Source organism: Paucibacter sp. TC2R-5 (assembly GCF_025717605.1).
GTDB classification, from domain to species: Bacteria; Pseudomonadota; Gammaproteobacteria; order Burkholderiales; family Burkholderiaceae_C; genus Paucibacter_A; species Paucibacter_A albus.
The window spans coordinates 138,304-160,401 of the sequence record NZ_JAJIRQ010000009.1; the positions used below are offsets into that span (position 1 = coordinate 138,304).

Annotated in this window: 18 protein-coding genes; 6 read left to right on the forward strand and 12 right to left on the reverse strand. The window is 62.7% G+C overall.

Features of this window, described 5'->3' with window-relative positions; all coding sequences use genetic code 11:
* Positions 1–79: 79 nt before the first annotated feature.
* On the forward strand, positions 80–4,075 hold the full coding sequence (locus LNV08_RS19815) for a two-component regulator propeller domain-containing protein (protein WP_263535460.1): 3,996 nt from the start codon (positions 80–82) through the stop codon (positions 4,073–4,075).
* Here the strand turns inward: LNV08_RS19815 and LNV08_RS19820 are convergent.
* From LNV08_RS19820 to LNV08_RS19840, 5 genes are all read right to left on the reverse strand, one after another.
* Positions 4,072–4,560 carry a GNAT family N-acetyltransferase gene (locus tag LNV08_RS19820; protein WP_263535461.1) on the reverse strand — a complete coding sequence of 163 codons (489 nt, stop codon included), beginning with the start codon at positions 4,558–4,560 and terminating at the stop codon, positions 4,072–4,074. The genes LNV08_RS19815 and LNV08_RS19820 overlap by 4 nt on opposite strands.
* A gap of 29 nt (positions 4,561–4,589) precedes the next feature.
* Positions 4,590–5,225 (reverse strand): FMN-binding negative transcriptional regulator, encoded by a 636-nt coding sequence (locus LNV08_RS19825; RefSeq protein WP_263535462.1) that lies wholly within the window; start codon positions 5,223–5,225, stop codon positions 4,590–4,592.
* Positions 5,226–5,367: 142 nt separating this feature from the next.
* Positions 5,368–6,075 carry an RES family NAD+ phosphorylase gene (locus LNV08_RS19830; RefSeq protein ID WP_263535463.1) on the reverse strand — a complete coding sequence of 236 codons (708 nt, stop codon included), beginning with the start codon at positions 6,073–6,075 and terminating at the stop codon, positions 5,368–5,370.
* Positions 6,076–6,092: 17 nt separating this feature from the next.
* Positions 6,093–6,557 (reverse strand): MbcA/ParS/Xre antitoxin family protein, encoded by a 465-nt coding sequence (locus tag LNV08_RS19835; protein WP_263535464.1) that lies wholly within the window; start codon positions 6,555–6,557, stop codon positions 6,093–6,095.
* 114 nt (positions 6,558–6,671) lie between these two features.
* A complete protein-coding gene (locus LNV08_RS19840; protein WP_263535465.1) occupies positions 6,672–10,058 on the reverse strand; it encodes an amidohydrolase family protein in 3,387 nt (1,128 codons plus the stop codon).
* A gap of 486 nt (positions 10,059–10,544) precedes the next feature.
* Between LNV08_RS19840 and LNV08_RS19845 the strand changes: the two genes are divergently transcribed.
* The gene (locus tag LNV08_RS19845; protein ID WP_263535466.1) at positions 10,545–10,901 is read left to right on the forward strand and encodes an ArsR/SmtB family transcription factor; all 357 of its coding nucleotides are present in this window, start codon (positions 10,545–10,547) and stop codon (positions 10,899–10,901) included.
* A gap of 41 nt (positions 10,902–10,942) precedes the next feature.
* Here the strand turns inward: LNV08_RS19845 and LNV08_RS19850 are convergent, their stop codons facing one another.
* The 4 genes from LNV08_RS19850 to LNV08_RS19865 are packed head-to-tail and all read right to left on the reverse strand — an operon-like array spanning position 10,943 to position 12,391.
* Positions 10,943–11,200 carry a hypothetical protein gene (locus tag LNV08_RS19850; protein WP_263535467.1) on the reverse strand — a complete coding sequence of 86 codons (258 nt, stop codon included), beginning with the start codon at positions 11,198–11,200 and terminating at the stop codon, positions 10,943–10,945.
* 15 nt (positions 11,201–11,215) lie between these two features.
* On the reverse strand, positions 11,216–11,599 hold the full coding sequence (locus tag LNV08_RS19855) for a DUF302 domain-containing protein (protein WP_263535468.1): 384 nt from the start codon (positions 11,597–11,599) through the stop codon (positions 11,216–11,218).
* 37 nt (positions 11,600–11,636) lie between these two features.
* Positions 11,637–11,966, reverse strand: coding sequence for a rhodanese-like domain-containing protein (locus tag LNV08_RS19860; RefSeq protein ID WP_263535469.1), 330 nt, complete (start codon positions 11,964–11,966; stop codon positions 11,637–11,639).
* Positions 11,963–12,391 carry an ArsR/SmtB family transcription factor gene (locus LNV08_RS19865; RefSeq protein ID WP_263535470.1) on the reverse strand — a complete coding sequence of 143 codons (429 nt, stop codon included), beginning with the start codon at positions 12,389–12,391 and terminating at the stop codon, positions 11,963–11,965. The genes LNV08_RS19860 and LNV08_RS19865 overlap by 4 nt, the downstream gene beginning before the upstream one ends.
* A gap of 104 nt (positions 12,392–12,495) precedes the next feature.
* Between LNV08_RS19865 and LNV08_RS19870 the strand changes: the two genes are divergently transcribed.
* The 4 genes from LNV08_RS19870 to LNV08_RS19885 are packed head-to-tail and all read left to right on the forward strand — an operon-like array spanning position 12,496 to position 18,545.
* Positions 12,496–13,644 (forward strand): efflux RND transporter periplasmic adaptor subunit, encoded by a 1,149-nt coding sequence (locus tag LNV08_RS19870; protein WP_263535471.1) that lies wholly within the window; start codon positions 12,496–12,498, stop codon positions 13,642–13,644.
* Between the two features lie 14 nt (positions 13,645–13,658).
* Entirely contained in the window at positions 13,659–16,913 is a 3,255-nt protein-coding gene (locus LNV08_RS19875; protein ID WP_263535472.1) for an efflux RND transporter permease subunit, read from the forward strand.
* Positions 16,910–18,301: a TolC family protein gene (locus LNV08_RS19880; protein WP_263535473.1), complete on the forward strand. Its 1,392-nt coding sequence runs from the start codon at positions 16,910–16,912 to the stop codon at positions 18,299–18,301. The genes LNV08_RS19875 and LNV08_RS19880 overlap by 4 nt, the downstream gene beginning before the upstream one ends.
* Before the next feature lie 34 nt (positions 18,302–18,335).
* Entirely contained in the window at positions 18,336–18,545 is a 210-nt protein-coding gene (locus LNV08_RS19885) for a DUF2892 domain-containing protein (RefSeq protein ID WP_263535474.1), read from the forward strand.
* A gap of 187 nt (positions 18,546–18,732) precedes the next feature.
* On the opposite strand, the gene LNV08_RS19890 is transcribed toward LNV08_RS19885, so the two are convergent.
* The 3 genes from LNV08_RS19890 to LNV08_RS19900 form a co-directional block, all read right to left on the reverse strand.
* Positions 18,733–19,788: a basic secretory protein-like protein gene (locus LNV08_RS19890; protein WP_263535475.1), complete on the reverse strand. Its 1,056-nt coding sequence runs from the start codon at positions 19,786–19,788 to the stop codon at positions 18,733–18,735.
* Positions 19,789–20,269: 481 nt separating this feature from the next.
* Entirely contained in the window at positions 20,270–21,067 is a 798-nt protein-coding gene (locus LNV08_RS19895; protein WP_263535476.1) for a metallophosphoesterase family protein, read from the reverse strand.
* A complete protein-coding gene (locus tag LNV08_RS19900; RefSeq protein ID WP_263535477.1) occupies positions 21,064–22,089 on the reverse strand; it encodes a diacylglycerol/lipid kinase family protein in 1,026 nt (341 codons plus the stop codon). Before LNV08_RS19900 ends, LNV08_RS19895 begins: the two co-directional genes overlap by 4 nt.
* Between the last annotated feature and the right edge of the window lie 9 nt (positions 22,090–22,098).

The following is a 22,098-nucleotide window of genomic DNA, read 5'->3' on the forward strand; positions in this document are numbered from 1 at the left end:
GCTTTAGCCCGCCAATTCTGCCCATTCGCCCGCCTTGTTCGGCGCAAAAGGTCGCGGGTTTGATGCGAGACTTGGCGCTGTGAAGTCTGCCTCCCTTTCCGTCGCAATCATCTGGGTACGCAACGCAGCCCATCCGGGTTCGGTGGCGTGCTTGCTGCTGATTTTGGGGCTTCTTCTTTCGCCAGTGTTTGCCGCCGGCGCGCGTAGCTTCCATTTCGAGCGGCTTTCTGAGGCTCAAGGCTTGGCGCGTGACTCGGTGACAGCGATCGAGCAAGACGGCCTGGGTTTTATGTGGATAGGCAGTCAGGCCGGCCTCAGTCGTTTTGATGGCCTGCGTGTGATCAATTTCCGCCATGAGGCGAACGAGCCGCGCAGCCTGGCTGACAACTGGATTCAAGCCTTGTTGACCGACCCGGCCGGCAGTTTGTGGGTGGGCACAAGACGTGGTCTGCAGCGCTTTAATCCCGGCGGGGACGATTTCGAAACCATCAAGCTGCCGACAGTTGGCCGTGTTGGTCAAGGTGCAACGCAGGTCAATGCGCTGCTCAGTGACGGCCGTGGGGGGCTGTGGATAGGCACCGACGACGGCTTGCTGCATTTCGAGCCCAAGAGTGGCGCGTTTAAGACCTTCTACCGCCACGCCTCCGGGCGTGCGCAGGGGCTTGCCCATGACAAGGTGCAGGCCTTGGCCTTGGACGGCGAGGCCAATTTGTGGGTGGGCACGGCAGCCGGCGTTCAAATCCTGCCGGCTGGTGCCAGTGAATTCAGCAGCTTTGAGCCGGCGGGCCAGTTGCTCAAGTTTTCGCTCGATTTGGTGAAGAGCCTGGTGGTGGACAGGCAAGGGCAGCTCTGGGTGGTCAGCGAGGCCGGCGCGCAGGCTTGGCGCCTGTCGGCTGGGCGCCGCGCCCAGCAGCTGGTGCATGCCCATGCGCGTAAGAGCAACGAGGGATTTATTGCACTCCTGGTCGACCGCCAAGGTGCGCTGTGGCTGGGCACCGGAACGGATGGGCTTTGGCAATGGCAGGCCGAAGAAATGCAGTTCCGACAATATGCACACCGGGCTAACGATGCATTCAGCGTGCCTCAACACATCTCCTACATGTTTCATGACCGCAGCGGCTCGCTGTGGCTGGGCACCTGGGTGTCGGGGGTCTACCGGGCTGACTTGGCCAGCGGAGGTTTCAATAAATTCGGCGCCGCCGGGACCGACAACAAAGGCTTGACCGATCAACGCGTCTTCAGCATCGCCGCTCATGGGCCGGGCAAGCTGTGGCTGAGCACCACCGACGCGGTGGCTTTGCTCGATACCCGCTCGGGTAAAGCCCAGCAGTTCCAGTTTGGGCATACGGAGCAAGACAGCATGAATTTCGCCGACACGCGCCCGAGTGCTGCGGACAAACCGGCGCTGGATTGGTTGCGCCGCTATATGGATGGTCGCAGCAGTCAGCTGCGCCTGCCGAGCTTTGGTGCCGACAACCCGCTTGGCGATGTGATTCGCCATGTTGCCAGCGATGCCCGGGGTCAGCTCTGGCTCGGTTCCCGCAGCGGCCTGCACAGGCTGGACCCCATCAGCGGCCGCAAGAAGACCTTTCGCCATGACGCGAACCAGAGCGACAGCCTCAGTGATGACAATATCAAAATGGTGCTGCCGGAGCGCGGCGGCGACATTTGGGTGGCGACCGATCAAGGGCTTGATCGCTTCAACGCCGCCACTGAGAATTTCAGCCATTTCCGCTATGACAGCGCAGGCCCTGGCAGCATCAGCAGTGACCGGGTTCAATACCTGTTTCAAGACTCGCAGGCGCGTATCTGGGTGGGCACGGCGCAGGGCTTGAATCAGCTGATCAAAGCGGCCGATGGGCAGGTGAGCTTCAAGCAGTTTCCCGACCTGCCAAGCCTGGGTTCAGATCCGATTGGCGGCATTTTGGAAGACGGCAAGGGACGGCTTTGGGTCAGCACGACGGCGGGCATTTCACGCTTCGACCCGGCCAGCCGGGAACTGCGCAACTACACCGCCAAAGACGGCATGATCGAAAGCTTTTATTTCGCCAACTCGGCTTTTCAGAGTGCCGATGGGCAGATGTATTTCGGGGGCTTGAATGGTCTGACCGCCTTTCACCCCGAGGACATCACCGACAATCCAACAGCGCCGCCGCTGCAAATCACCGAAATTCGCGTCAATAACGAGGCCTTGCGTCCAGGCAAGACGGTGCAGGGCCTGCGGCTTGATGGGGCTATCGCAAACCTGCGCGAGCTCCAACTCAAGGCTGGCCACAACGCCATTTCGCTGGAGTTGGCGGCACTCCATTACGCCGACCCGCTGCGCAATCGTTATGCCTATCAGCTGCAAGGATTTGACGGCGACTGGGTCATGCCCGAGCCCGGCCAACGCAAGGCGTCGTATACGAATTTGGCCCCTGGCAATTACGTCTTTCGGGCCAAGGCCGCCAACAAGGATGGGGTTTGGAATGAAGAGGGCGTCACTTTGGCGCTGCGCGTGCTGCCCGCCTATTGGCAGACTTGGTGGTTCCGGCTGGGCGGGCTGGGCCTGTTTGTGGGCGGCTTGTGGGCTTTGTTTTACGCGCGTGTCCGGGTCTTGAAGAGCCAGCGCTTGCAGCTGGAGCGCCAAGTGGCCGGGCGCACCGCCGAGTTGCTGCAAGAGAAGCAGACACTGGAGCAGACCCGCGACCTGCTGCTGGAGCAAAAGCTGGAGGTGGAGCGCCAAAAAGACATCGTCGAGCGGGCTCACGGCAATATCTCCACGCTCAGCGAGATGGGCCGCCATATCACGGCCTCTTTGGACCGCGAACTGATTCAGCGCAGCCTGCTTCTGCATGTGCAGCAGCTGATGCCTATGGACTGCTTTGCGATCGGTTTTGTCAACCAGGCCCAGCGTCTGCTGGAGTTTCCTTTCATCGTCACTGCGGGCAAGCTGGAACTGAGGCCGGCGGAGGTTCTGAGTTTGAATGCCAGCGAACGGGCCGAGTTGCGCTGTGTGAATGGCCGTCAAGCGCTGTTGTTGACGAGCGGCTCTGAGGCTGCAGCCTTGGAGCGCTTGGTTGGGCCGCTGGCCGATGCGGCCCGGTCGGCGGTCTTGGTGCCCTTGCAAGTGGGGGAGCGCGTCTTGGGCGTGGTGCTGGTGCAAAGCCGGCACCCTCATGCCTATGAGCCCTGGCAATGCGATATGTTGCTCACTCTGGCGGCGTACGGCGCGATCGCCCTGGAAAACTCGGCCAGCTTTTTGTTGCTGAAGCAAACGCAAGAGGACTTGGTGCAACAACAGAAATTTGCCGCGCTGGGCTCCTTGGTGGCGGGCGTCGCGCACGAGTTGAATACGCCGCTGGGCAATAGCCTGATGGTGGCCAGCACCTTGATGGATAAGTCGCAAGATTTCGGTCAGAAACTCGCGTCCCAACAAGGCCTGCGCAAATCAGATTTGCAGGCCTTTGTGAGCGAGACACAAGACGCTGCCGCGCTCTTGATGCGCGGCCTGACGCGCTCGGCGGATCTTGTGCGCAGTTTCAAGGAAGTTGCCGTAGACCGCAGCAGTGAACAGCGCCGGGTATTTGATCTCAAGCACATTGTTCAGGAGGTTGCCGACACTTTGGCCAATGAGGTGCGCAGCAAGGGTCACAAGCTGAGTCTGGACATTCCCGCCGGTTTGGAGATGGACGCCTATCCTGGCCCATTGGGGCAGGTGCTGACCAATCTGATCACAAATTCCATCTTGCACGGTTTCGAGGGGCGCCGCGGCGGCCGGATGCACATCAGCGCCGAGCCAGTAGGGCCAGCGGCGCTGCGCATACGCTTCAGCGATGATGGCGTGGGCATCCCGGCAGAGAATCTCGAGCGCATCTTCGACCCCTTCTTCACCACGAAAATGGGGCAGGGCGGCAGCGGTTTGGGCCTGAGCATCAGCTACAACCTGGTGCATTCGATTTTGGGCGGCGAAATCAGCATCAGCAGCGAAGCCGGTGCGGGTGCTGTGTTCACGATCGATCTGCCGCGCAAAGCGCCTCTTCCGGGGGAGGCGGGTGAGGAGGGTGAGGCGGGTGAGGCGCCCGAGTCGGCCTAGCCCGCTTGCTCACCAGGTTTTGGTGTCCTGAGCTCGACCCGTTTGTTGTAGGCGAGAAAGATCTGGTCTTGCACCCAACCCAATGATTCGTACAGCGACTGCGCTGCCAGATTGGTTCTGGCCGTGGTGAGGTCAAGCCTGGCTACGCCGGCCGACGCCGCGTAGTCATGAGCGGCCAACAGCAGGGCGCGGCCGGCGCCGCTGCGTCTGGCATGAGGGCAGACATACAGGTCGTAAAGCGTGCAGATGGGTTTAGCCTCGACCGAGCAAAAGCTTGGATAGAGCTGACAAAAACCCAGCGCCTGCCCGCTGGCGTCGGCGGCCAGCAGGAGCACCGATTCGCTCTTCTGCAAGCGTTCTTGAAGAAATTCTCTGGCCAGCGTCAGATCGGCCGGCTGTTCATAGAACTGCCGGTAAGCATCAAACATGTGGGCGAGTGCATCAAGGTCGCTGAGCTCGGCTCGGCGGATGGTCATGTTGTTCATGGGCTTAGTCAGTTTGAAGCTTGTTTGTCTTACTTGATTTGCTGGCGCACCAGGTGAGCCAGCGCGACCGAATTCACGTCGCCCAGGGCGGCCAAACCTTCGACCGTACCGAGTCGATCCGCCATGGCCTCGTCTTGGCTGAGTTTCCACTTGCCCTGCAATTTGCTGATTGGTATCTCGATGCCGACCACGGCCCGCGCGAGGCGCTGGATGAAGTCTTGCGGTGCATCCGCAAGCTTCCAAGGCATCGCCTGCTGGGCTTCGCTGTGCTCGGTCAGGTCAAAAAGAAGCTGCGCAATCCAGTGCGGGTCTTCGATGGCCCGGGCCCGGCCATGCGCATGCGCGACCACATAGTTCCAGGTCGGCACCACCTTGCCCTCGGTCAGGCGGGTCGGGTACCAAGACGGCGTGATGTAGGCATGCGGGCCCTGAAACATCACCAGCGAGTCCACCTCGCGTGAGAGTTGCTGCCAGACCGGGTTGGCGCGTGAGACATGCGCTCGCAGCGTCCCGAATTCACCCCGGCCGCGGTCAAGTATGAAGGGGATGTGGTTAGCGATCAGCCCCTCGGCACCCACAGTGACCCAGGCGCCCAGTGGCTGCGTCTCGATCAAGGACAGCACCGTAGAGACATCGGTTTCGGCGTGGTAGGGTGGGATGTACATGAGCTTGGAAATCCTTAAATGCGCTGTGGCGCCCGCAATGTAGCAGCGGCCGCGTCATGCGTGCCGGCAGACGTGGAAGCTTCAGGGCTTTTGGGCGGGCACCGCAGGTGATTGAGAGCCGACCAGCCGAATCAGCGGCAAATCAGAGCCGATGCAACTCTGATTTCAGATACCAGTCACTGATGCGCTCCCCGTTCCAGCGCAGCGTGACATGTTCGGCCTGCCGCGCTGGCGGCTGGGTCGCTTGCGGGGTGAACAGTGCCACGCATTGGCCGCCCTCGCGGCGCACGCTGTCATAGACCAGGCCCGCGCTGCCCAGCGCGCGTTGCGCCGCGGCAAAGGGCCGTGAGCTTGCATAGGAATTGGGCTCGTACAGCGCGGTAAAAGCTGGCTCTTTTTGAAGGCCACGCAGGTCGCCTAACGCTGCTTTTACTGTGACCCGGTAGCAGCGCAAATCGACATCGATGGCGGCTTCGGCCGTGCGGGCCAAGAAGAGGGTGCGGTGATGGCTGACCTCGGCCACGGCCGTTGCCAACTCGTTGGCGGCGTAATAGACGCCGTAGCTGCCGTCGGAGAAGCGGCTGCCGTCCGGATTGAGGTGTGTGAAGGCCGCCATGATGGGGCTGCAGCCCGGGCCGCTGATGCGCTGCTCGGGCGGCACCAGGCTCAACTCGCCAATTTCGTCGCGCAGGCGCGGGTTGCCCAATGCTTCGATCGCAAATACAACATCCAGATCGGCCGCATCTGCCACCCGCTCATACAGCGAGATCGGGGGATAGCGGCTCGGCAGCAGGCGGCAAGAGTCAACCCAGAAGAGCTCGCTGCTGGGCAAGGCGTCTGCAGCGCTCATGGGGGTGGCTTGTGCCTTCAAGCCCAGCCGCCACGTTGGGCATCCAGGTATTGGCGCACCACGAACAGATCGCTGATTTGCCCCCCAAGCATGCGCGCCAGGGCACTGCTGCCCCCAAACAGTGGCGCGCTATTGGGCTTTTTGATCCAGGCGTCGGCGCGCTCCGGAATAGGCAGCAGAATTTGCAGGCCGGCATAGATGCCAAACAGATGCGAAAGCCGCTCCAAGGTGGCCGCATCCAGCCCGCTCTTGATGCGGCCGGCCTTCCAATCAAAAAACGTGGTGCGCCCGCAGCCCAGCAGGCGCTGCTGTTCGTCATTGCTCAAACCCCAAGCCTGCGCAATGCGAAAGAAGCCACGCAAAGCGGCCGCAGCAGCTTCGGGCGATTGCAGGTCGGGCGCTGTGTCCCGCGTCAGCCGCGCCCGCGCTTTGCCCGACAGAGCGGACCGCGCCGAAGAAGATGAAGCAGTGAAAGCAACCATGGCAAAGACCTCCCAACACCGCTGCCGGCGACAGGCCGGCCATGAGAGGAGTGTAAATCCGCCTGCGAATCAAATCAACAATTTAGTTCGATGGCGGATTGTGATGCGGGGTACTCAGTCGTCGGCGTGACTATGCCCTTGGCCATGGGTGTCGATAGGCATGCTGCGACCATCGGCGCCGTCGAAGAAGAAGGGCTTGCGCACCTTCTGGCGCGGCAGCACTTCATTCATCGTGCTCACCTCGAACAGGCGGCCGTTTTGCATCACATGGCTGATGCGGTCGCTCTGGCGGATGTCCTTCAAGACGTCCCCGTCGATGATCACCAGATCTGCCAATTTGCCCACCTCCAATGAGCCCAGGTCCTTGTCCAGGCCCAGGTAATGGGCCGGATTGGCCGTGGCCGTGCGGATAGCCTCCAGCGGCGTCATGCCGCCCAGGCCAAACATCCACATTTCCCAATGCGCGCCCAGGCCCTCGCGCTGACCATGAGCGCCGATATTGGCTTTCACGCCCGCGCGCTGCAAGGCCGTCGCGGTGCTGGCCACGCGCAAGATGTTGAAATCCTCGTCCGGCGCGGTGGGGCGCCTCACTGCGCGGGCTTCCAACATCGCCCGCGGCACGTACTTGGTCAGCAAGGGGTGTTTCCACACATCGGTGCGGGCATACCAGTAATGCTCGCCGTCGAGGCCGCCATAGCCGACGTTCAAAGTCGGCGTGTAGCCGACCTGCGTCTGCGTCCACAGCTGGTGCACATCGTCATAAACCGCGGCCAAGGGGATCGCATGTTCGATGCCGGTGTGGCCATCAACAATCATGCTCATATTGAGTTGAAACAGCGAGCCGCCCTCGGGCACCACCATCATGCCGGTTTGCCGCGCCGCTTCGATCACTTGTTGGCGTTGCTCACGACGCGGTTGCTGATAACTCTTGACGCTGATGGCTCCAGCCGCTTGCTGTCGCTTCAGATGGCTGAGTGCGTCATCAAGGTTGTTGACCACCGCCGTGATACCGCCCTTGGCGCCGTAGAGGATGGAGCCGGTCGAGTAAATGCGCGGGCCGGTGACGATGCCGGCGCGCTGCATCTCGGCCTGCGTGAAGATGTCGCCATTACGATTCGACGGGTCGTGAATCGTGGTCAGACCGAAGGCCAGCGAGGCATAGTTGATCCAGCTTTGCTGTGGAATGATTTCGTTCTCGCCCATGCCGCCGTGCCAATGCGCATCAATCAAGCCGGGAATGACGGTCTTGCCCTTGGCGTCGACACGCTTGGCGTCAAGCGGAATGCTCACTTGTGCAGCCGCACCGATGGCGGCGATGCGGTTGCCCTCGACGAGGATCACGCCGTCTTCGATCACCTCATCGCCCTTCATCGTGGCGATGCGCGCGCCGGTGATGGCGATCCGCCCTTGCGGCTTGTCGCTGGCCTGACTGAAACCGATCTTGCGGCCGGCTTTTTGCACATCGGCCGCTTTGAAACTGCTGGGCTGCGCTTTGCCCTCGGCGTTCAAGAGTGGGGCAGCGAATGCCTCGGCCAAGCCGGTGCTGAACAACTCGTCGGCGTAGCTGAACAACACGCGCTGGCTGTCGCCGCTCCACTGCATGTTTTCACCGGCCACCACATCGAGCAGGCGCACCGGCAGGGCGTCCATCTTGGGGCCAACCGTGATGGTCTTGCCGGCCAGCGGCAGCGGGGTCACATAGGCATGCGAGCGCTCGACAAAGCCCAGCCATTGCCCGTCGGGCGAGAGGCTGTAATCACTGACGAACTCGCCGCGCGCGACCTCGGTTTCGCTGCGGTCTTTCAGCTCGATGCGCCATAGTGCCCGGCGCGAGTCGACCTCGTTGCTCATGCTGAAGCGGCTGACAAACACGGCATCGTTGCGTGCGCCAAACTGCGGCGATTCGCCGTCCTTGGCAATGCGCTGCGGCTCGCCCCGGCCATCGGCTGCGGCCAGAAAGATGCCGTTGTCCAGACCATGCCAGGGCGTCGTCAAATAGCCACCCTTGACCTTGCTGTAAACAATGCTCTTGCCATCGGGCGAGAACTTGGGCGACAGGTATTTGCCCGGCGCTTTGGTGATCACGGTCTCGCGGCCGCTGGCCAGATCGAGCTTGCGCACGCTGCCTAGCTTCTCGTCGTGCCAGCTCACATAGACCAACTCGCGGCCGTCGCGTGAGAAGCTGGGGAAGAACTCGAAGCCTTCGGCTTGCTGGGTCAGGCGGCGCGGCGCGAGCTCTTTGCCGGCGCGCAGATCCTTCAGGTAGAGATGGCCCAGCGCCGAGTAGACGGCGCTGCTGCCGTCGGGCGCCACCGTGACCCAGCGCAGTTGTTTGACATCGAACTGATCCGGGGCCACCACCTGCGGCTGGCGCAGTGCTTCGCGCACCTCGCGCTGGTCCTTGACGTGAAAAGGAATTTCGGCGGCGCTTTGCTTGAAGGGGTCGACCCGCCACAGCTTGCCCTGGGCCCACAGCACCACGCTCTTGGCGTCGGGCGTCCAGGCAAAGGCCGGATAGACGCCGTTGACAGACCAGCTTTCTTGCAGATCGCGTTCCAGATGCCCCCAGACCGGTGTCTCGCGCCCGGTTTGCAAGTCCTTCAAGAACAGGGTGCTCTGCATGCGCACACGTCGCACAAAGGCCAGGTATCTGCCGTCCGGCGAAGGCGTGGGGCGGATAGCGCCGCCGGGGCCCTGCACGAAGGGCTCAACGCTGCCGTCGCTGAGGTCCTGACGGAAGATCTTGAAGATCTCGCCGTTGGCGTCCTTGTTGTACTCAAAGTAGCGGCCGGGTGTCGCGTCTTGCGAGTAGTAGAGGAACTTGCCATCCGGCGACAGCGCGGGCTCGCCCAAGTCCTTTTGCCAGTTGGGCTTTTCATTCAGCTGCACGCCCTTGTTGCTGGCAGCCGCAGCGTCCACGTGATAGAGCCAAATCTCGCCCGAGCCGGCGGAGCGGGTGCCGGTGTAATGCTTGCGAGCGGCGATGTAGTTGCCGCTAGGGTGCCAGACCGGGTTGTTGAGCAAGCGGAAGTCTTCTTGTGTGACGGCGCGCGCATTGCTGCCGTCGACATTCATCACCCAAATATTGTCGCCGCCACCGGCATCGCTCTGAAAGGCCAGCCGCTTGCCGTCGGGTGAAAAGCGCGCTTGCTGCTCCCAGGCAATCGAATGCGTCAACGCACGCGCTTCGCCGCCTTCGATCGGCATCAGGTAGAGGTCGCCAAGCAGGTCAAAGACGACTTGTTTGCCGTCCGGGCTGACGTCCACGCTCATCCAAGTGCCGCTGCGGGTGTCGATGCCGACTTGCTTGGCCTGGCCTGGTGGTTGATTGACGTTCCAGACTTTTTTGTCAGCTGCTGCCGCAATACTCGGCGGGGATACGGCTGAAGCTGCTGACTCGGCCGGCGCTACTTCGGCCGCATGAGTGAAAACAGTGTTGGAGCACAGGCTCAAGCCTGTGAGCGCTGCGGCCAGATGGCGCAACAGTATGTTCTTTTGCATGGGATGAAAGAGCCCAGGGTAAGGGCCGAATTGAAGGTGCGTGAGAGTGCAGGGTGGTGACTTCTCGGGCAGCTTAGCGAGTGTTAGCTGCCCTGACCATTGGCACAAGTCCCTGCATGGGTTGTCTGTCGCACGCCGATATTGCTAGGGCGCTGGTGATGTTTCGCCAAGCAAGTAGTGGGCTGGGACGAGATACCTGGGTTGAACATGCGTTTACTCAGGCCGACCTTTCGAGGGCATTGCTCATCATCATCTTCATCGCAGTGGCTTTTCCCGTCCAAATCAGTTTGACACTGGGCTACTCGCCGCCGCCCACCGATTGCATCAGTTTGCGAATCGTTAAGTTCGAGAGCTTGTCCATGGGGCGCATGCGGCTCACCGTGAATTTGGGGAGCCCGGAGGCCTTGTCATATTGCTGGCTCGGCGCCGTGTGGCTATATCGTTGCTTGCGAATACAATGAATTCCTTCAATCACCCCAGGGAATCATGGACGATCGCGCAACGCAAGACAGGGTTTTTGAATCCGTCGCCGAATTGTTTTCATTGCTGTCAACACCGATCCGCTTGAAGATCATCAGCGCGGTCTGCCATGGTGAGAAAAATGTCTCTGAGCTGCTGAGCGAGATCGACACCACGCAGCCGAATATGTCGCAGCATTTGGCCACCTTGTATCGCAGCGGGGTGCTGTCCAAGCGCCGCGAGGGCACGCAAATCTATTACCAACTGCAGAGTGAGCGGGTTGCGGCCTTGTGCCGGGCCGTCTGCACGCAGGTGGAGATGGAGATGAACCCCAGTGCGGAGATCGAGACCAAAGAACGTTTGAGGCCGGCCGGGGTTCGCTGAACTCGTGGCCACGGGCCGAGGCCAGCCGGCGGCCGATTCTTTCAGCCCCTGCCGGTCGGGCAGTATTGGTTTTTCGGCTCCTCACCGCGTAGGTACTGCGCCTCCTGCTCCTCGTTGGCGGGCTGGACTGCCACCAACTGAGCTCGGTCGGCATAGAGCACGCGCAACTCTTCGTTGAGGGAGGCGGCAATGGCGCTCGCATCGAGCGAGCGCTCAAAGGCCTTGAACCAGCGCCGCGCACGACCTAGGTAGCGAAAGTCGATCACCCAAAGCGTCGATGATTTGAAAAACTCGGCCATAGCGCTTGAGCTTTGTCAGGCCGCCTCATCCATCATGATGCGGATCTGCGCCTCCACCTCGGCCGCAATGCCGGCCAGCTCCGGGTCAACCGAGAGCGCCGTTAGCATTTTCACCGGTTCAATCATGCCCAGCTTGGTGCGGCCCGCCTCGGTGTAGACGGAGATGCGGCAGGGCAGGGCCATATTGAGCCGCATATCGATGGCCATCACCCGCGCCGCTTGGGCCGGATTGCAGACCTCAAAGACCTTGCACTCGTTTTCGAATGCCAGCCCCTTGCTACGCAGCGTGGCGCCGAGGTTGTGCACATGCAGCACGCCGAACTGCTGACGTTTGACCGCCGCTTCCAGATCGGCACTGGCTTGTTCGAATGATTTGTCGCTTTCGATGATGTAGTACATAAGGCTCCTTGTTGCAGGGATGGTCAGGTGTGGGGGATCAGCTGCGCCGAACCGGCAGGCCGTGGCTGCTCCAGGCGCCGATGCCGCCGGCCAGATTGCGCACCTTGGTGTGACCTTGGTGCAATAGAAACTGCAGCGCCTGCATGCTGCGCCCACCGGCCGCGCAGGCCAAGATCAGATCAGCGTTGCGTGGCAACTCGGCATGACGCTGCTGCAACTCGCTCAAAGGCAGATGGATCACATTGGGCAAGTCAAAGCCGGCGCGCGCCACCTCATGCGCCTCGCGCACATCGATCAACCAGCAGCCCGGCAGGGTCAGAGCCTGCTGGGCAGACAGCGGGTCCATTTGAAGCTGACTTGGGTTCATGGTTTGGTACTCCTTGCTGGGTTGAAGGGGAGTGCGGCGCGCTCGCGTGCCAGGCATTCGGCCTGGTCTGCGATTCGGCCACAGACAAGCTCGCAAAGTTCGTAGATGGCGGGGTCGGCAATGCGGTAGTAGGCGCTGGTGCCGCGACTCTCGCGCGTGACCAAGCCGCGCTGCTGCAACAGGCTCAGGTGCCGGGAGACATTGGCGACCGAACAGCCGCAGAGCTCGGCCATGTCACCGACCTTGCAGGGCTGGTGGCGCAGCAGATTGAGGATCTGCAATCGCGTCGGCTCCGCCAGCGCTTGAAAGTAGCTCGCTACCTGCTGCAGAGCTGCGTCGCTCAGCGCTTCGAACTTGGCGCCAGCTTTTTCACTGGTTTCAGCGATGTCAGCGGGCGGGATGGTGGGCTGGGCAGTTTTCTTCATTGATGCGTTGTCGGTGTTTGACTATTTGCGTGAATGCGCAAATAATACGATAACGATATACAAATGTCCAGCTCTCACCAGCGACCACCGCCATGCAGACAAATATGACATCTACAGCCTCCTTGATGAAGCCGGCCTTGCCCCGTAGCGTTGCCACTGCGGCCTCATTGCTTGTTCTATTGGCGCTTTTGGCCCAGCCAATCGCCGCGCGAGCCGACACGCAGCTCAAGCCAACACCGGCCTTGAAGTCCCTGCTGGTACAGGCCGGTGCTGCGGGCCAGCGGCTTAGCTTTGACGGTCAGGTCGAGGCTTTGCGCCAGACCGTCCTGGCAGCGCAGGTCGCTGGTGCCGTCGTGCAACTCGACGTCAAGGCGGGTGACCGGGTCAAGGCCGGTCAGGTGCTGATGCGCATTGATGCCCGAGCGGCCGAGCAGGCGACGGCGGTCAGCGAGGCCCAAGCGCAGTCGGCTCGGGCGGCCTTGCAACTGGCCAGCCAGGAACTGGAGCGTCAGCAGCGTCTATTCAAGCAGAACTACATCAGTCAGGCCGCCTTGGATCAGGCCGAGGCGCAGTTCAAGGCCGGTCAGGCTCAAGCCAATGCGCAGTTGGCACAAGTCGCTGTGGCACGCACGCAGAGCGGTTTGAGCATTGTGCGCAGCCCCTATGACGGTGTGATCGCCGATTTGCCGGTGACGCTGGGCGATATGGCCATGCCGGGCCGCCCGCTGGCGACCGTTTACGACCCCGCTGCCTTGCGGGTGACGGCTCATTTGCCGCAAAGCGTGGCCAGCAGCCTCAGCGTGGCTGAGGGCACGCGCGACGTTCGCATAGAAATTCCCGCCCTGGGCGAGGCTGGTGCCGCCATCACCGCCTTGCGCGTGCAGCTGCTGCCCACCGCCGACGCAGTCTCTCAAACCATGCAGCTGCGCTTGGACCTGCCGGCCAAGCCGGCCGGCGTCGTGCCCGGCATGTTTGCCCGCGTCAGCCTGCCTGCCGCGTCAGCCGCAGGTGCGGGTGCGGGTGCAGGTGCAGGTGCAGGTGGCGTGCCAGCCGCGAACATATTGGTGCCGCGCACGGCCTTGGTGAGACGCGCCGAGCTGGACGGGCTCTACGTCATTGCCGCCAGCGGCAAGCCGCTGTTGCGCCAGATTCGCCTGGGTGCGGTCAGAGGTGATCAGGTCGAGGTGCTGAGCGGCTTGAGTGCGGGCGAGCGCATCGCCCTGGAGCCGCAGGTCGCGGCGCAAGTCCGCTGAGCAGGGGGCAGGCTATGACGACATCCTCCAACTCCTTGAGTGTTTCGGGGCGCATTGCGGCCTTCTTCCTGAGCGCGCAAATCACGCCCTTGCTGGCTCTGCTGGCTTTGTTGCTTGGCATCTTTGCCGTTATGGTGACGCCGCGCGAGGAAGAGCCGCAGATCAATGTGACCATGGCCAATGTGCTGATCCCCTTTCCGGGCGCCAGCGCCCGCGACGTGGAGCAGATGGTCGCCACGCCGGCCGAGCAGGTCTTGAGCCAGATCGCGGGCATCGAGCATGTGATGTCGGCTTCCAGCCCTGGGATGGCGGTGCTGACGGTGCAGTTCAAGGTCGGCGTTAGCCGCACCGAGGCCTTGGTGCGCTTGCATGACACCGTTCAGTCCAATGCCGACTGGTTGCCGCAGCGCTTGGGTGTGCTGCCGCCCATCATCAAGCCCAAGGGCATTGACGATGTGCCCATCGTCACCTTGACGCTGTTCAGCAAGCAAGCGGACATCGGCGCCTTCGAGCTGGAGCGGGTCGCGCACAGCATGGAGATTGAACTCAAGCGTGTGTCCGGCACACGCGAGGTGACGACCATTGGCGGCCCCGGCCGCGGTGTGCGGATCGATATCGACCCGGCCCGCCTGGCGAGTTCAGGCGTCACCGTGGCGGAACTGCAGCAGACCTTGCAATCGGCCAATCTGGGTCTGCCACTGGGTGAACTGCTGCAGGGCAACCGGGCGGTGACGCTGGAAGCCGGGCCGTTCTTGAGCAGCGCGCGCGATGTGGCCGAGCTGATCGTCGGCGTACATGCCGGCAAGCCTGTGTTCCTGCGCGATGTGGCCGAGGTCCAAGACGGTGCGCTGCGACCACATCACTATGTCTGGCATGGCGAGAAGGGCCAAGACTACCCGGCCGTCACGGTGGCCATCACCAAGAAGGCGGGCGAGAACGCCATCGACGTGGCCAACGCCGTGATGGCCCGCGTGGCCACACTGCGCAATACCGTGATCCCGGCCGAAGTGGAGGTCAGCGAGACCCGCAACTACGGCGCGTCAGCAAATGACAAGGCCGCCAAGCTGATCCAGAAGCTGATGTTTGCCACCGCCTCGGTGGTGGCGCTGGTGTTCATCGCGCTGGGCCGGCGCGAGGCGGCCATCGTCGGCACCGCCGTCGTCTTGACCCTGACGGTGACGCTGTTCGCGTCCTGGGCCTGGGGCTTCACGCTGAACCGGGTGTCGCTGTTCGCCTTGATATTTTCAATCGGCATCTTGGTTGATGACGCGATCGTGGTCGTCGAGAACATCCATAGGCATCAGCAGTTATTCCCGGGAAAAAGTTTGCGCGAACTGATTCCCGGCGCCGTGGATGAGGTCGGCGGGCCGACCATCCTGGCCACGCTGACCGTCATCGCCGCGCTCCTGCCTATGGCTTTTGTGTCCGGCCTGATGGGCCCGTATATGAGCCCCATCCCCATCAATGCCAGCATGGGCATGTTGCTATCGCTGGCGATTGCCTTTGTGGTGACACCTTGGTTGGCGCGTTTGTGGATGAAAGCCATTCCGTTTGATGCCACCGCCAACGCACAAGTTGACCCGCATGCGCAGCACGGCCTGTCGGCCAAGATGGCACCGCTGTTCGAGCGCGTGTTCAAGCCGCTGCTGGACCCGCAGCGCGGCGGCCGCAATCGCGGCTTGTTGGGTGCCGGCATCGCTGTGCTGATCGCCATCTCGCTGGCCTTGCCGGCCACCGGCCTGGTGCTGCTGAAGATGCTGCCTTCCGACAACAAGAGCGAGTTCCAGCTGGTGCTGGACATGCCCGCCGGCACACCGTTGGAGCAGACCGCCGCCGTGCTGCGTGAGCTGGGTGCCCACCTGGCCACCGTGCCCGAAGTGACCCACTACCAAGCCTATGCCGGCGGCGCCGCACCGATCAACTTCAACGGCCTGGTGCGCCAGTACTATCTGCGCGCGCAGCCCGAGCAGGGCGACATCCAGGTCAATCTGGTCGACAAGCACCATCGCAGCGAGAAGAGCCATGCCATCGCCACCCGCCTGCGCCCCGAGCTGCAGCAGATTGCCAAGCGCTTCAACGCCAATCTCAAGGTCGTCGAGGTGCCACCAGGGCCGCCGGTGTTGGCGCCCATCGTGGCCGAGATTTACGGACCGGAAGCGCAAGGGCGGGCGGCGGTTGCCAAGCAGGTACGCGCCTTGTTCGAAGCCACGCCCGGCGTGGTTGATGTCGATGACTCCGGTGCGGTCGCCGCGCCGCGCAAGCTATTGTTGGTGGACAGACGCAAGGCAGCGCTCTTGGGTGTATCTCAACAAGCGATTGTCAGCACCCTGCACACAGCGCAGGTCGGCGAGGACGTGACCTATTTGCATGACGGCAGCAAATACCCGGCGGCCACCCGCCTGCAGCTGGCGCCTCAAAGCCAAGGCGATCTGAATGCGCTGCTGGCACTGACCGTGCGCGCCGCTGGTGGTCAACTGGTGCCGATCCGTGAGCTGGTAACGATCAGCGATGGCTTGCGCGAGCAGACCGTTTATCACAAGGATCTGGCACCGGTGCACTTCGTCGTGGCCGAGATGGCCGGCAAGGTGGACAGCCCGCTGTACGGCATGTTCGCGATGCGAAGCAAGCTGGCCGACATCAAAACGCCCGACGGCCAAGGCCTGAGTGAATATTTCATCCGCCAGCCGCTCGACGCTTACCGTGGTTACGCGCTCAAATGGGACGGCGAATGGCAGATCACTTATGAGACCTTCCGCGATATGGGCCTGGCCTATGCGGTGGGCCTGGTGCTGATCTATCTGCTGGTGGTGGCGCAATTCGGCTCCTACCTGACGCCGCTGATCATCATGGCGCCGATTCCGCTCACCATCATCGGCGTGATGCCGGGTCACGCGCTGCTGGGCGCGCAATACACGGCCACCTCAATGATCGGCATGATCGCGCTGGCCGGCATCATCGTGCGCAACTCGATCTTGCTGGTGGACTTCATCAATTTGCAGGTGCGCACCGGCATGCCGTTTGAGCGCGCCATCGTCAGCTCGGCGGTGACGCGCGCGCAACCCATCATCCTGACCGGCCTGGCGGCCATGATGGGGGCCTTCTTCATCCTCGATGACCCGATCTTCAACGGACTGGCGATCTCGCTGATCTTCGGTATCGCGGTCTCGACCCTGCTGACCTTGATCGTTATCCCGACGCTCTATTACATGGCTTACCGCAAGCGCCTGCATTTGCTGACGGGGCCAGCTCTGATGGGGAGTCAAGCATGAGCCTCACCATGATCAAGCCGCATCTTTGGTTGGCGACGCTGGCTTTTGGGCTAGGCACAGCGACAGCGGCCCAGGCCGTCGAGCTGATGGAAGTCTGGCAGAGCGGTCAGACCAGCGACCGTGAGTACGCGGTCGCCCGCGCCAGTCACGCTGCAGCCCAGACGCAGCGCGAGCAAGCGAAATCCTTGTGGCGCCCCAGCGTGGGCTTGAGCGCCAGCGCTGGCTTGGCCACGGCGGCGCAAAGCATGCACGGAGCGCAGTTCAGCGCGCCCGGCCTGGGTCAACAAACCGGGGTGGATTTCAACACCTCGGTCAAGCAGGGCACGGCCGGCAATGTCGCGCTGCAGGCCAGCCAGCCGCTCTACCATCCGGAACGCAGCGCGCAGGCCCAGCAGCTCAATCTGGCTGCAGATATGGCCGACCTGGAACTGCTGGCCGCTCAGCAGGGCTTGGGTCTGCGCATGGCCGAGCGTTATTTCGATCTCGCCTTGGCTCAGGAGCAATTGCGCTTGGTGGAGCAGCAGCAACTGGCCGTGGCGGCCGTGCATGAAGAAGCCGTGGCGCGGTTTCAAAACGGCTCAAGCCCGGTGACCGACAGCCATGAGACCGCCGCGCGTCTGGCCGGCATTCGCGCTCAAACCTTGGCGGCACGCAGCGAGGTGCAGCTCAAACAGCGGCGCTTGGCCGACAGCAGCGGGCTGCCGCAGCAGGGCCTTGAGGCCCACTTGCCGCTCAGAAAATTGGTTAGCTTCGAAGGCGAGCTGCCTGCGCTGGAGCCGCTGGTGGCGCAGGCGCTGCAGAGCAACCCGGGCCTGCGCTTGCGCTTGCTCGGCGTCGAGCTGGCCCGGCTGGATGCGAGCAAGCACAAGTTTGGTTCCAGCCCGCGCTTGGAGCTGGTGGCGCAAGTGATGCGTGACAGGCTCAGCGGCAACGGCGACTTCGGCTCGGCCAGCAACTCTGCCAATAGGCAGATGCTGGGCCTGCAGTTTTCCATGCCACTGTATTCGGGCGGCTACCGTGAGGCCAAAGAGGTCGAGGCGCTCAGGCTGTTGGAGCGAGGGCAGCTGGAGTCCGAGCTGAGTCGCGAACAGGTGGAGCAGCAAGTGCGTGCCAGTTGGCTGGGCCTGCAAGTCGGTGCCGAGCGCTTCAGCGCCTTGCAGGAAAGCTTGAAAGCCAGTGAGGCCCGCCTTGCCGCGACCCGGCTCGGCCGCGAGGTCGGACACCGCACGACCCAGGAATTACTCAATACGGGCAACGACAGCTTGGCTGCAGCCGTGGCCTTGGCGCAGGCTCATGTGGCCTTGCTGATGGACCGCCTGCGTCTTGCCGCCCTGAGCGGCGATCTGGACGAAGCCGCGATGGCCGGCATCAATGCCGCACTCAGATAAACCACCCTCAACCATTTTTTAAACGGAGCATTTCATGAACACTTGGCAAATCGTCCGCGTCGTCGCCGGCATCTTCATTCTTTTGTCCTTGGCCCTGGGTAGCCCCGCCAGCCCCTTCTTCCATTCGAGTTGGTGGCTGGCCTTCACCGCCTTTGTCGGCCTCAACCTCCTGCAAAGCGGCTTCACCCGCTGGTGCCTGATGGAAAGCATGCTCGCCAAGCTGGGCGTGCGTCGCAGCGCCTGATGTTTAGGCGGCAACTTTGACACCAACACTCTTCCCGTAAGGACATCGCCACGGCTGAAGGCATCAGCACCGTTACCTTGCGCCAGTAGCAGAACGACCACTTCGATGTCGAGTTTGGTGCCGAAGTTCCGGAGCTGATATGCAGCGAGCCGGAGCCGCTCACCAAGGCGGGTAGGGGCTAGCGGCGCTACTCAATAAGCAGCGATGAGATGGCTCGATCAAAGGCCGGCAGTAGAGTGTCCGTGTCGGCCTGTAGCGTAAGTGACAGTCCGGCGAAGTTCTCGTGTTGGTAGACCGTCAGCTTGAAGCCCGCGGGGACGCGGATGGAGCGGATGGCGTCGTTGCTGATGTCAGCCCAGAGCAGGTCTTTGAGGTCGTAGCGACCTTTTGCCAGTTTCACCTCGGGCCCCTGGTAGTTTTGCTCGGTGTAGAAGGAAACACCGACGCTGGGCGCTGGCATATAAGGCTGGCCGCTGTAGGCCGACCACAACTCGGCCAAGGTCTTTCCCGTCAGCGTTACCCATACGCTCGAGTTGTAGTTCACGCCCTGCAAGGCATTGAGGTGCAGGGCTACGGCTACGGGGTCTCGGCCTTGTCGGTGGGTCTTGTCCACCCAATTGAAGAATTGCGCCGCCGTGCCGTAGCCGTCGATGTAGCGGGCGGAGGGCGCGACCGAGTCGGAGAGTGCCCAACCGATCTCCAGGTTGTAGCGCCCGAAGAGATTTCGCATCCAGTCTGCCGTGCCTTCGATGATCCAGCTGGGCATCGCCCCAGTCAGCTTGCCTTGGATGACGTGGGTCAGCTCATGTACCGCCACATCGACGTCCTTGGGGACCTGTGCCAAGTATCGGGTTGAGTAATAGACAGTGGCGCCCCCTGCTACCCAGGCCGGCGGTTGATTCGGCGCGTCGTCGAAGCTGTAGGTCACCTCCTTGGGGGCATCTGTCTTCAGCGTAGCGCTCATGGCCGGGTAGGTCTCGTAGAAGGTACAGACTAACTTCTCGAGCTGTGCTGGATCGACCCGCGCCGTGTTGATCACAAACAGCGTCAGCGGGCTGTTACTGCCGCAAGCAGGACGAGCCAGCCGCGGGCTCATGTCCACGACCGGCACGGGTGCTGGTGGCGGGGGCGCGTCTTCGCCGCCGCCGCAGGCGCTCAAGAGAAGGGCACTCGTCAGTGCGATAAGCCAGTAATGAAGGCGTCTGATGCCGGCGCTGCGGCGCTTGTTGATGGGCCTATCCATGCCGTTCTCCCTCGTATTTGATGCGAGGGAGGATTCTGTTCGAACTACCTCGTGGCCTGTGTAAATTAGGGTAAGGCATCGACAAAGCCTCCTTAATCGCACCATCCGGGTGCTTTTAGGGAGACTTTGCCGATCACGAATAGAAACAAAATGGGGTCAGGTCCATTCAATAGCCTTGAGTCAGCTGAGTGACCGCAGCGCTTCTGGATGCCCGGTGTGGGCACTGAATTGCCAAGCAGGCAGTGCCGTAGAAACATCCCGGCCGGAGACTGGCCAAGAGTTCGAGCATGCGCCGCATAGCTGGCGTTCGGCTCGCCGACCGTTTTTGTAAATGACGGCGTACTGGCGATATTGCAGCCACACGCTCCCGATCAGCTCCTATTGTTCGGATGAGCAGCGGGGGCGGCGTGCGGGCTTGCCATTGTGGGGCGACCGTTTGGAGAGCGGCTCCGCTGCTCTTTTCGCCAGCTTGGCGCCCCACTCACGCGCTGGCCGGCCGGACCTCGGTGACCTTGGCGAGCCAGAAGGCTTGAGTGTCAACCGAGAAATCCCACTGCTCGATCCGGCAGCACCCAGACGCCGAGTCTGCGCCCCAGCGCAGCAAGTTCACCGAGTTGGGCACGCCCATGCGAAGCCGAGACGAGACAGCCGTGCCCGCCTGCACGGCCCACATCGGACGCGCCAGGCCTTGCAGCGGCATCACATAAGGCAGGTGGATGTGCCCACCCATGACAAGGTCGGCCCCGGCCCTTGCCCAGCGCTCGAGCGCGGCCGCATGCCCGCGGAGCACGTTGGACAGGTCCTCGTCACGCGTCACGGCCAGGGGCTGATGCACAACCACCACCCGCAGTTGACTAGCTTCGGCGTCTTCCAAAAGCTGTGCCACTCGTTCGATCTGCGGCCCGGATATCTCGCCATGCTTGTGGCGCCAGGGCCGCGTGGTGTTGACGCATAGCAGCATCAGCTCGGGCGAGCGGTGCACGGGCTCGAGTTCCGTGCCGAAGGCCGCGCTGTAGCGGGCATAGGGGCGGCGCAGCCGAGCCCACAGGTCGAACAGCGCGATGTCGTGGTTGCCTGGAACAGCCAGCACCGGTGCTCCGAGGCGGTCCACAAACGCACGTGCGGCCCGGAACTGCGCCGGGCGAGCGCGCTGAGTAATGTCGCCGGACAGCACGATCAACTCGGGCCGCTGCTGCCGGGCCAGCGTGGCCAGCGCTTCGACAACCGGCGCCTGCTCGGTGCCGAAGTGCGTGTCGGAGATCTGCAGCAGGACGCTCATCCGCCTGCCTCCTCGGCTCGGGATGCGGCACCGATGGCGGCAGCCTGAGCTTGCGCTTTTGGCTGCGGCCTCAGCAGGTACAAGGGCTTGGCGAGCACGCGGAAGTCTAGCGGCGCGCGCATCATTGTCACCTCACCATCGAAGGCCACCTTCACCCCGCGACGACCCTGCGGCAGCGTGGGCTTGACCACCAAATGCTCGAACTCGAAGCGCTCGACGCCGGCCGCCTCACCCAGCCTGCCCATCGCGCCACGCAGCATCAGCCCCAGCATCGACAGCGTTCCGATCGGCCGCAGCACCAGCGCGGCCATGCTGCCGTCGCCGGGCGTACCGGCCAAGGTATCTTCCGGCTCCGCGCCGAACTGCTGCAGTTGCAGCCGGTTATTGCCCACGAAAAGCGTCAAGGTTTGCAGCTCGCGAACCGTCCCACTTGTCTCGATATGCAGGCGCAGCCGACGCTGTGCGCGCAGCAGCGTCGCGCAGGCCGCCACGAAGGCCACCCAGCGGCTGCGGCCGAAGCGGGCTTTGAAGGCTTCTCGGTCTTCCAGCAGATCGGGGTAGAGCCCCAGGCTGGCGTTGACCAGGAACACGCGCTCGTTAATGCCGGCCACCTGAACCGGCACCGGCTTTGCATGCAGCAGCAGGCGAACCGCTTCGGCCGGGTCGGCGGGAATGCCGTGGGTGCGGGCAAAGTAGTTGAACGTGCCCTGCGGCACCACCCCCATGGCGCAGCCCGCCGCGTGAGCGGCCTGTGCGACCGTGTTGAGCGTGCCGTCGCCCCCGACGGCGACCACGGCCGCCCGTGTCGACAAGGCCCGCTGCGACGACTCACGCGCCACGCCGGCCAATTGGACGGGCGTGCAGAAGTGCAAGTCACCGCATCTGCCTTGTGCTTGCAGCACAGACTCAATGACCTCACGCTTCGTGTCCGCATCGCTGCTGCCCGCAGCCGCATTGATGACGAACTGGATAGTCGCGGCAGGATCGAGTTCGGGGGCACCTGCCATGGCTGATTGAGGCATAGCGAGGTG

Excerpts from the sequence above, each read along its gene's own strand:
- LNV08_RS19875 (WP_263535472.1), top strand. The coding sequence starts at position 13,659 with ATGACGACATCCTCCAACTCCTTGAGTGTTTCGGGGCGCATTGCGGCC.
- LNV08_RS19825 (WP_263535462.1), bottom strand. The coding sequence starts at position 5,225 with ATGTACATCCCACCCTACCACGCCGAAACCGATGTCTCTACGGTGCTG.
- LNV08_RS19870 (WP_263535471.1), top strand. The coding sequence starts at position 12,496 with ATGACATCTACAGCCTCCTTGATGAAGCCGGCCTTGCCCCGTAGCGTT.
- LNV08_RS19830 (WP_263535463.1), bottom strand. The coding sequence starts at position 6,075 with ATGAGCGCTGCAGACGCCTTGCCCAGCAGCGAGCTCTTCTGGGTTGAC.
- LNV08_RS19900 (WP_263535477.1), bottom strand. The coding sequence starts at position 22,089 with ATGCCTCAATCAGCCATGGCAGGTGCCCCCGAACTCGATCCTGCCGCG.
- LNV08_RS19855 (WP_263535468.1), bottom strand. The coding sequence starts at position 11,599 with ATGTACTACATCATCGAAAGCGACAAATCATTCGAACAAGCCAGTGCC.
- LNV08_RS19890 (WP_263535475.1), bottom strand. The coding sequence starts at position 19,788 with ATGGATAGGCCCATCAACAAGCGCCGCAGCGCCGGCATCAGACGCCTT.
- LNV08_RS19845 (WP_263535466.1), top strand. The coding sequence starts at position 10,545 with ATGGACGATCGCGCAACGCAAGACAGGGTTTTTGAATCCGTCGCCGAA.
- LNV08_RS19820 (WP_263535461.1), bottom strand. The coding sequence starts at position 4,560 with ATGAACAACATGACCATCCGCCGAGCCGAGCTCAGCGACCTTGATGCA.
- LNV08_RS19885 (WP_263535474.1), top strand. The coding sequence starts at position 18,336 with ATGAACACTTGGCAAATCGTCCGCGTCGTCGCCGGCATCTTCATTCTT.
- LNV08_RS19895 (WP_263535476.1), bottom strand. The coding sequence starts at position 21,067 with ATGAGCGTCCTGCTGCAGATCTCCGACACGCACTTCGGCACCGAGCAG.
- LNV08_RS19840 (WP_263535465.1), bottom strand. The coding sequence starts at position 10,058 with ATGCAAAAGAACATACTGTTGCGCCATCTGGCCGCAGCGCTCACAGGC.
- LNV08_RS19860 (WP_263535469.1), bottom strand. The coding sequence starts at position 11,966 with ATGAACCCAAGTCAGCTTCAAATGGACCCGCTGTCTGCCCAGCAGGCT.
- LNV08_RS19835 (WP_263535464.1), bottom strand. The coding sequence starts at position 6,557 with ATGGTTGCTTTCACTGCTTCATCTTCTTCGGCGCGGTCCGCTCTGTCG.
- LNV08_RS19880 (WP_263535473.1), top strand. The coding sequence starts at position 16,910 with ATGAGCCTCACCATGATCAAGCCGCATCTTTGGTTGGCGACGCTGGCT.
- LNV08_RS19850 (WP_263535467.1), bottom strand. The coding sequence starts at position 11,200 with ATGGCCGAGTTTTTCAAATCATCGACGCTTTGGGTGATCGACTTTCGC.
- LNV08_RS19865 (WP_263535470.1), bottom strand. The coding sequence starts at position 12,391 with ATGAAGAAAACTGCCCAGCCCACCATCCCGCCCGCTGACATCGCTGAA.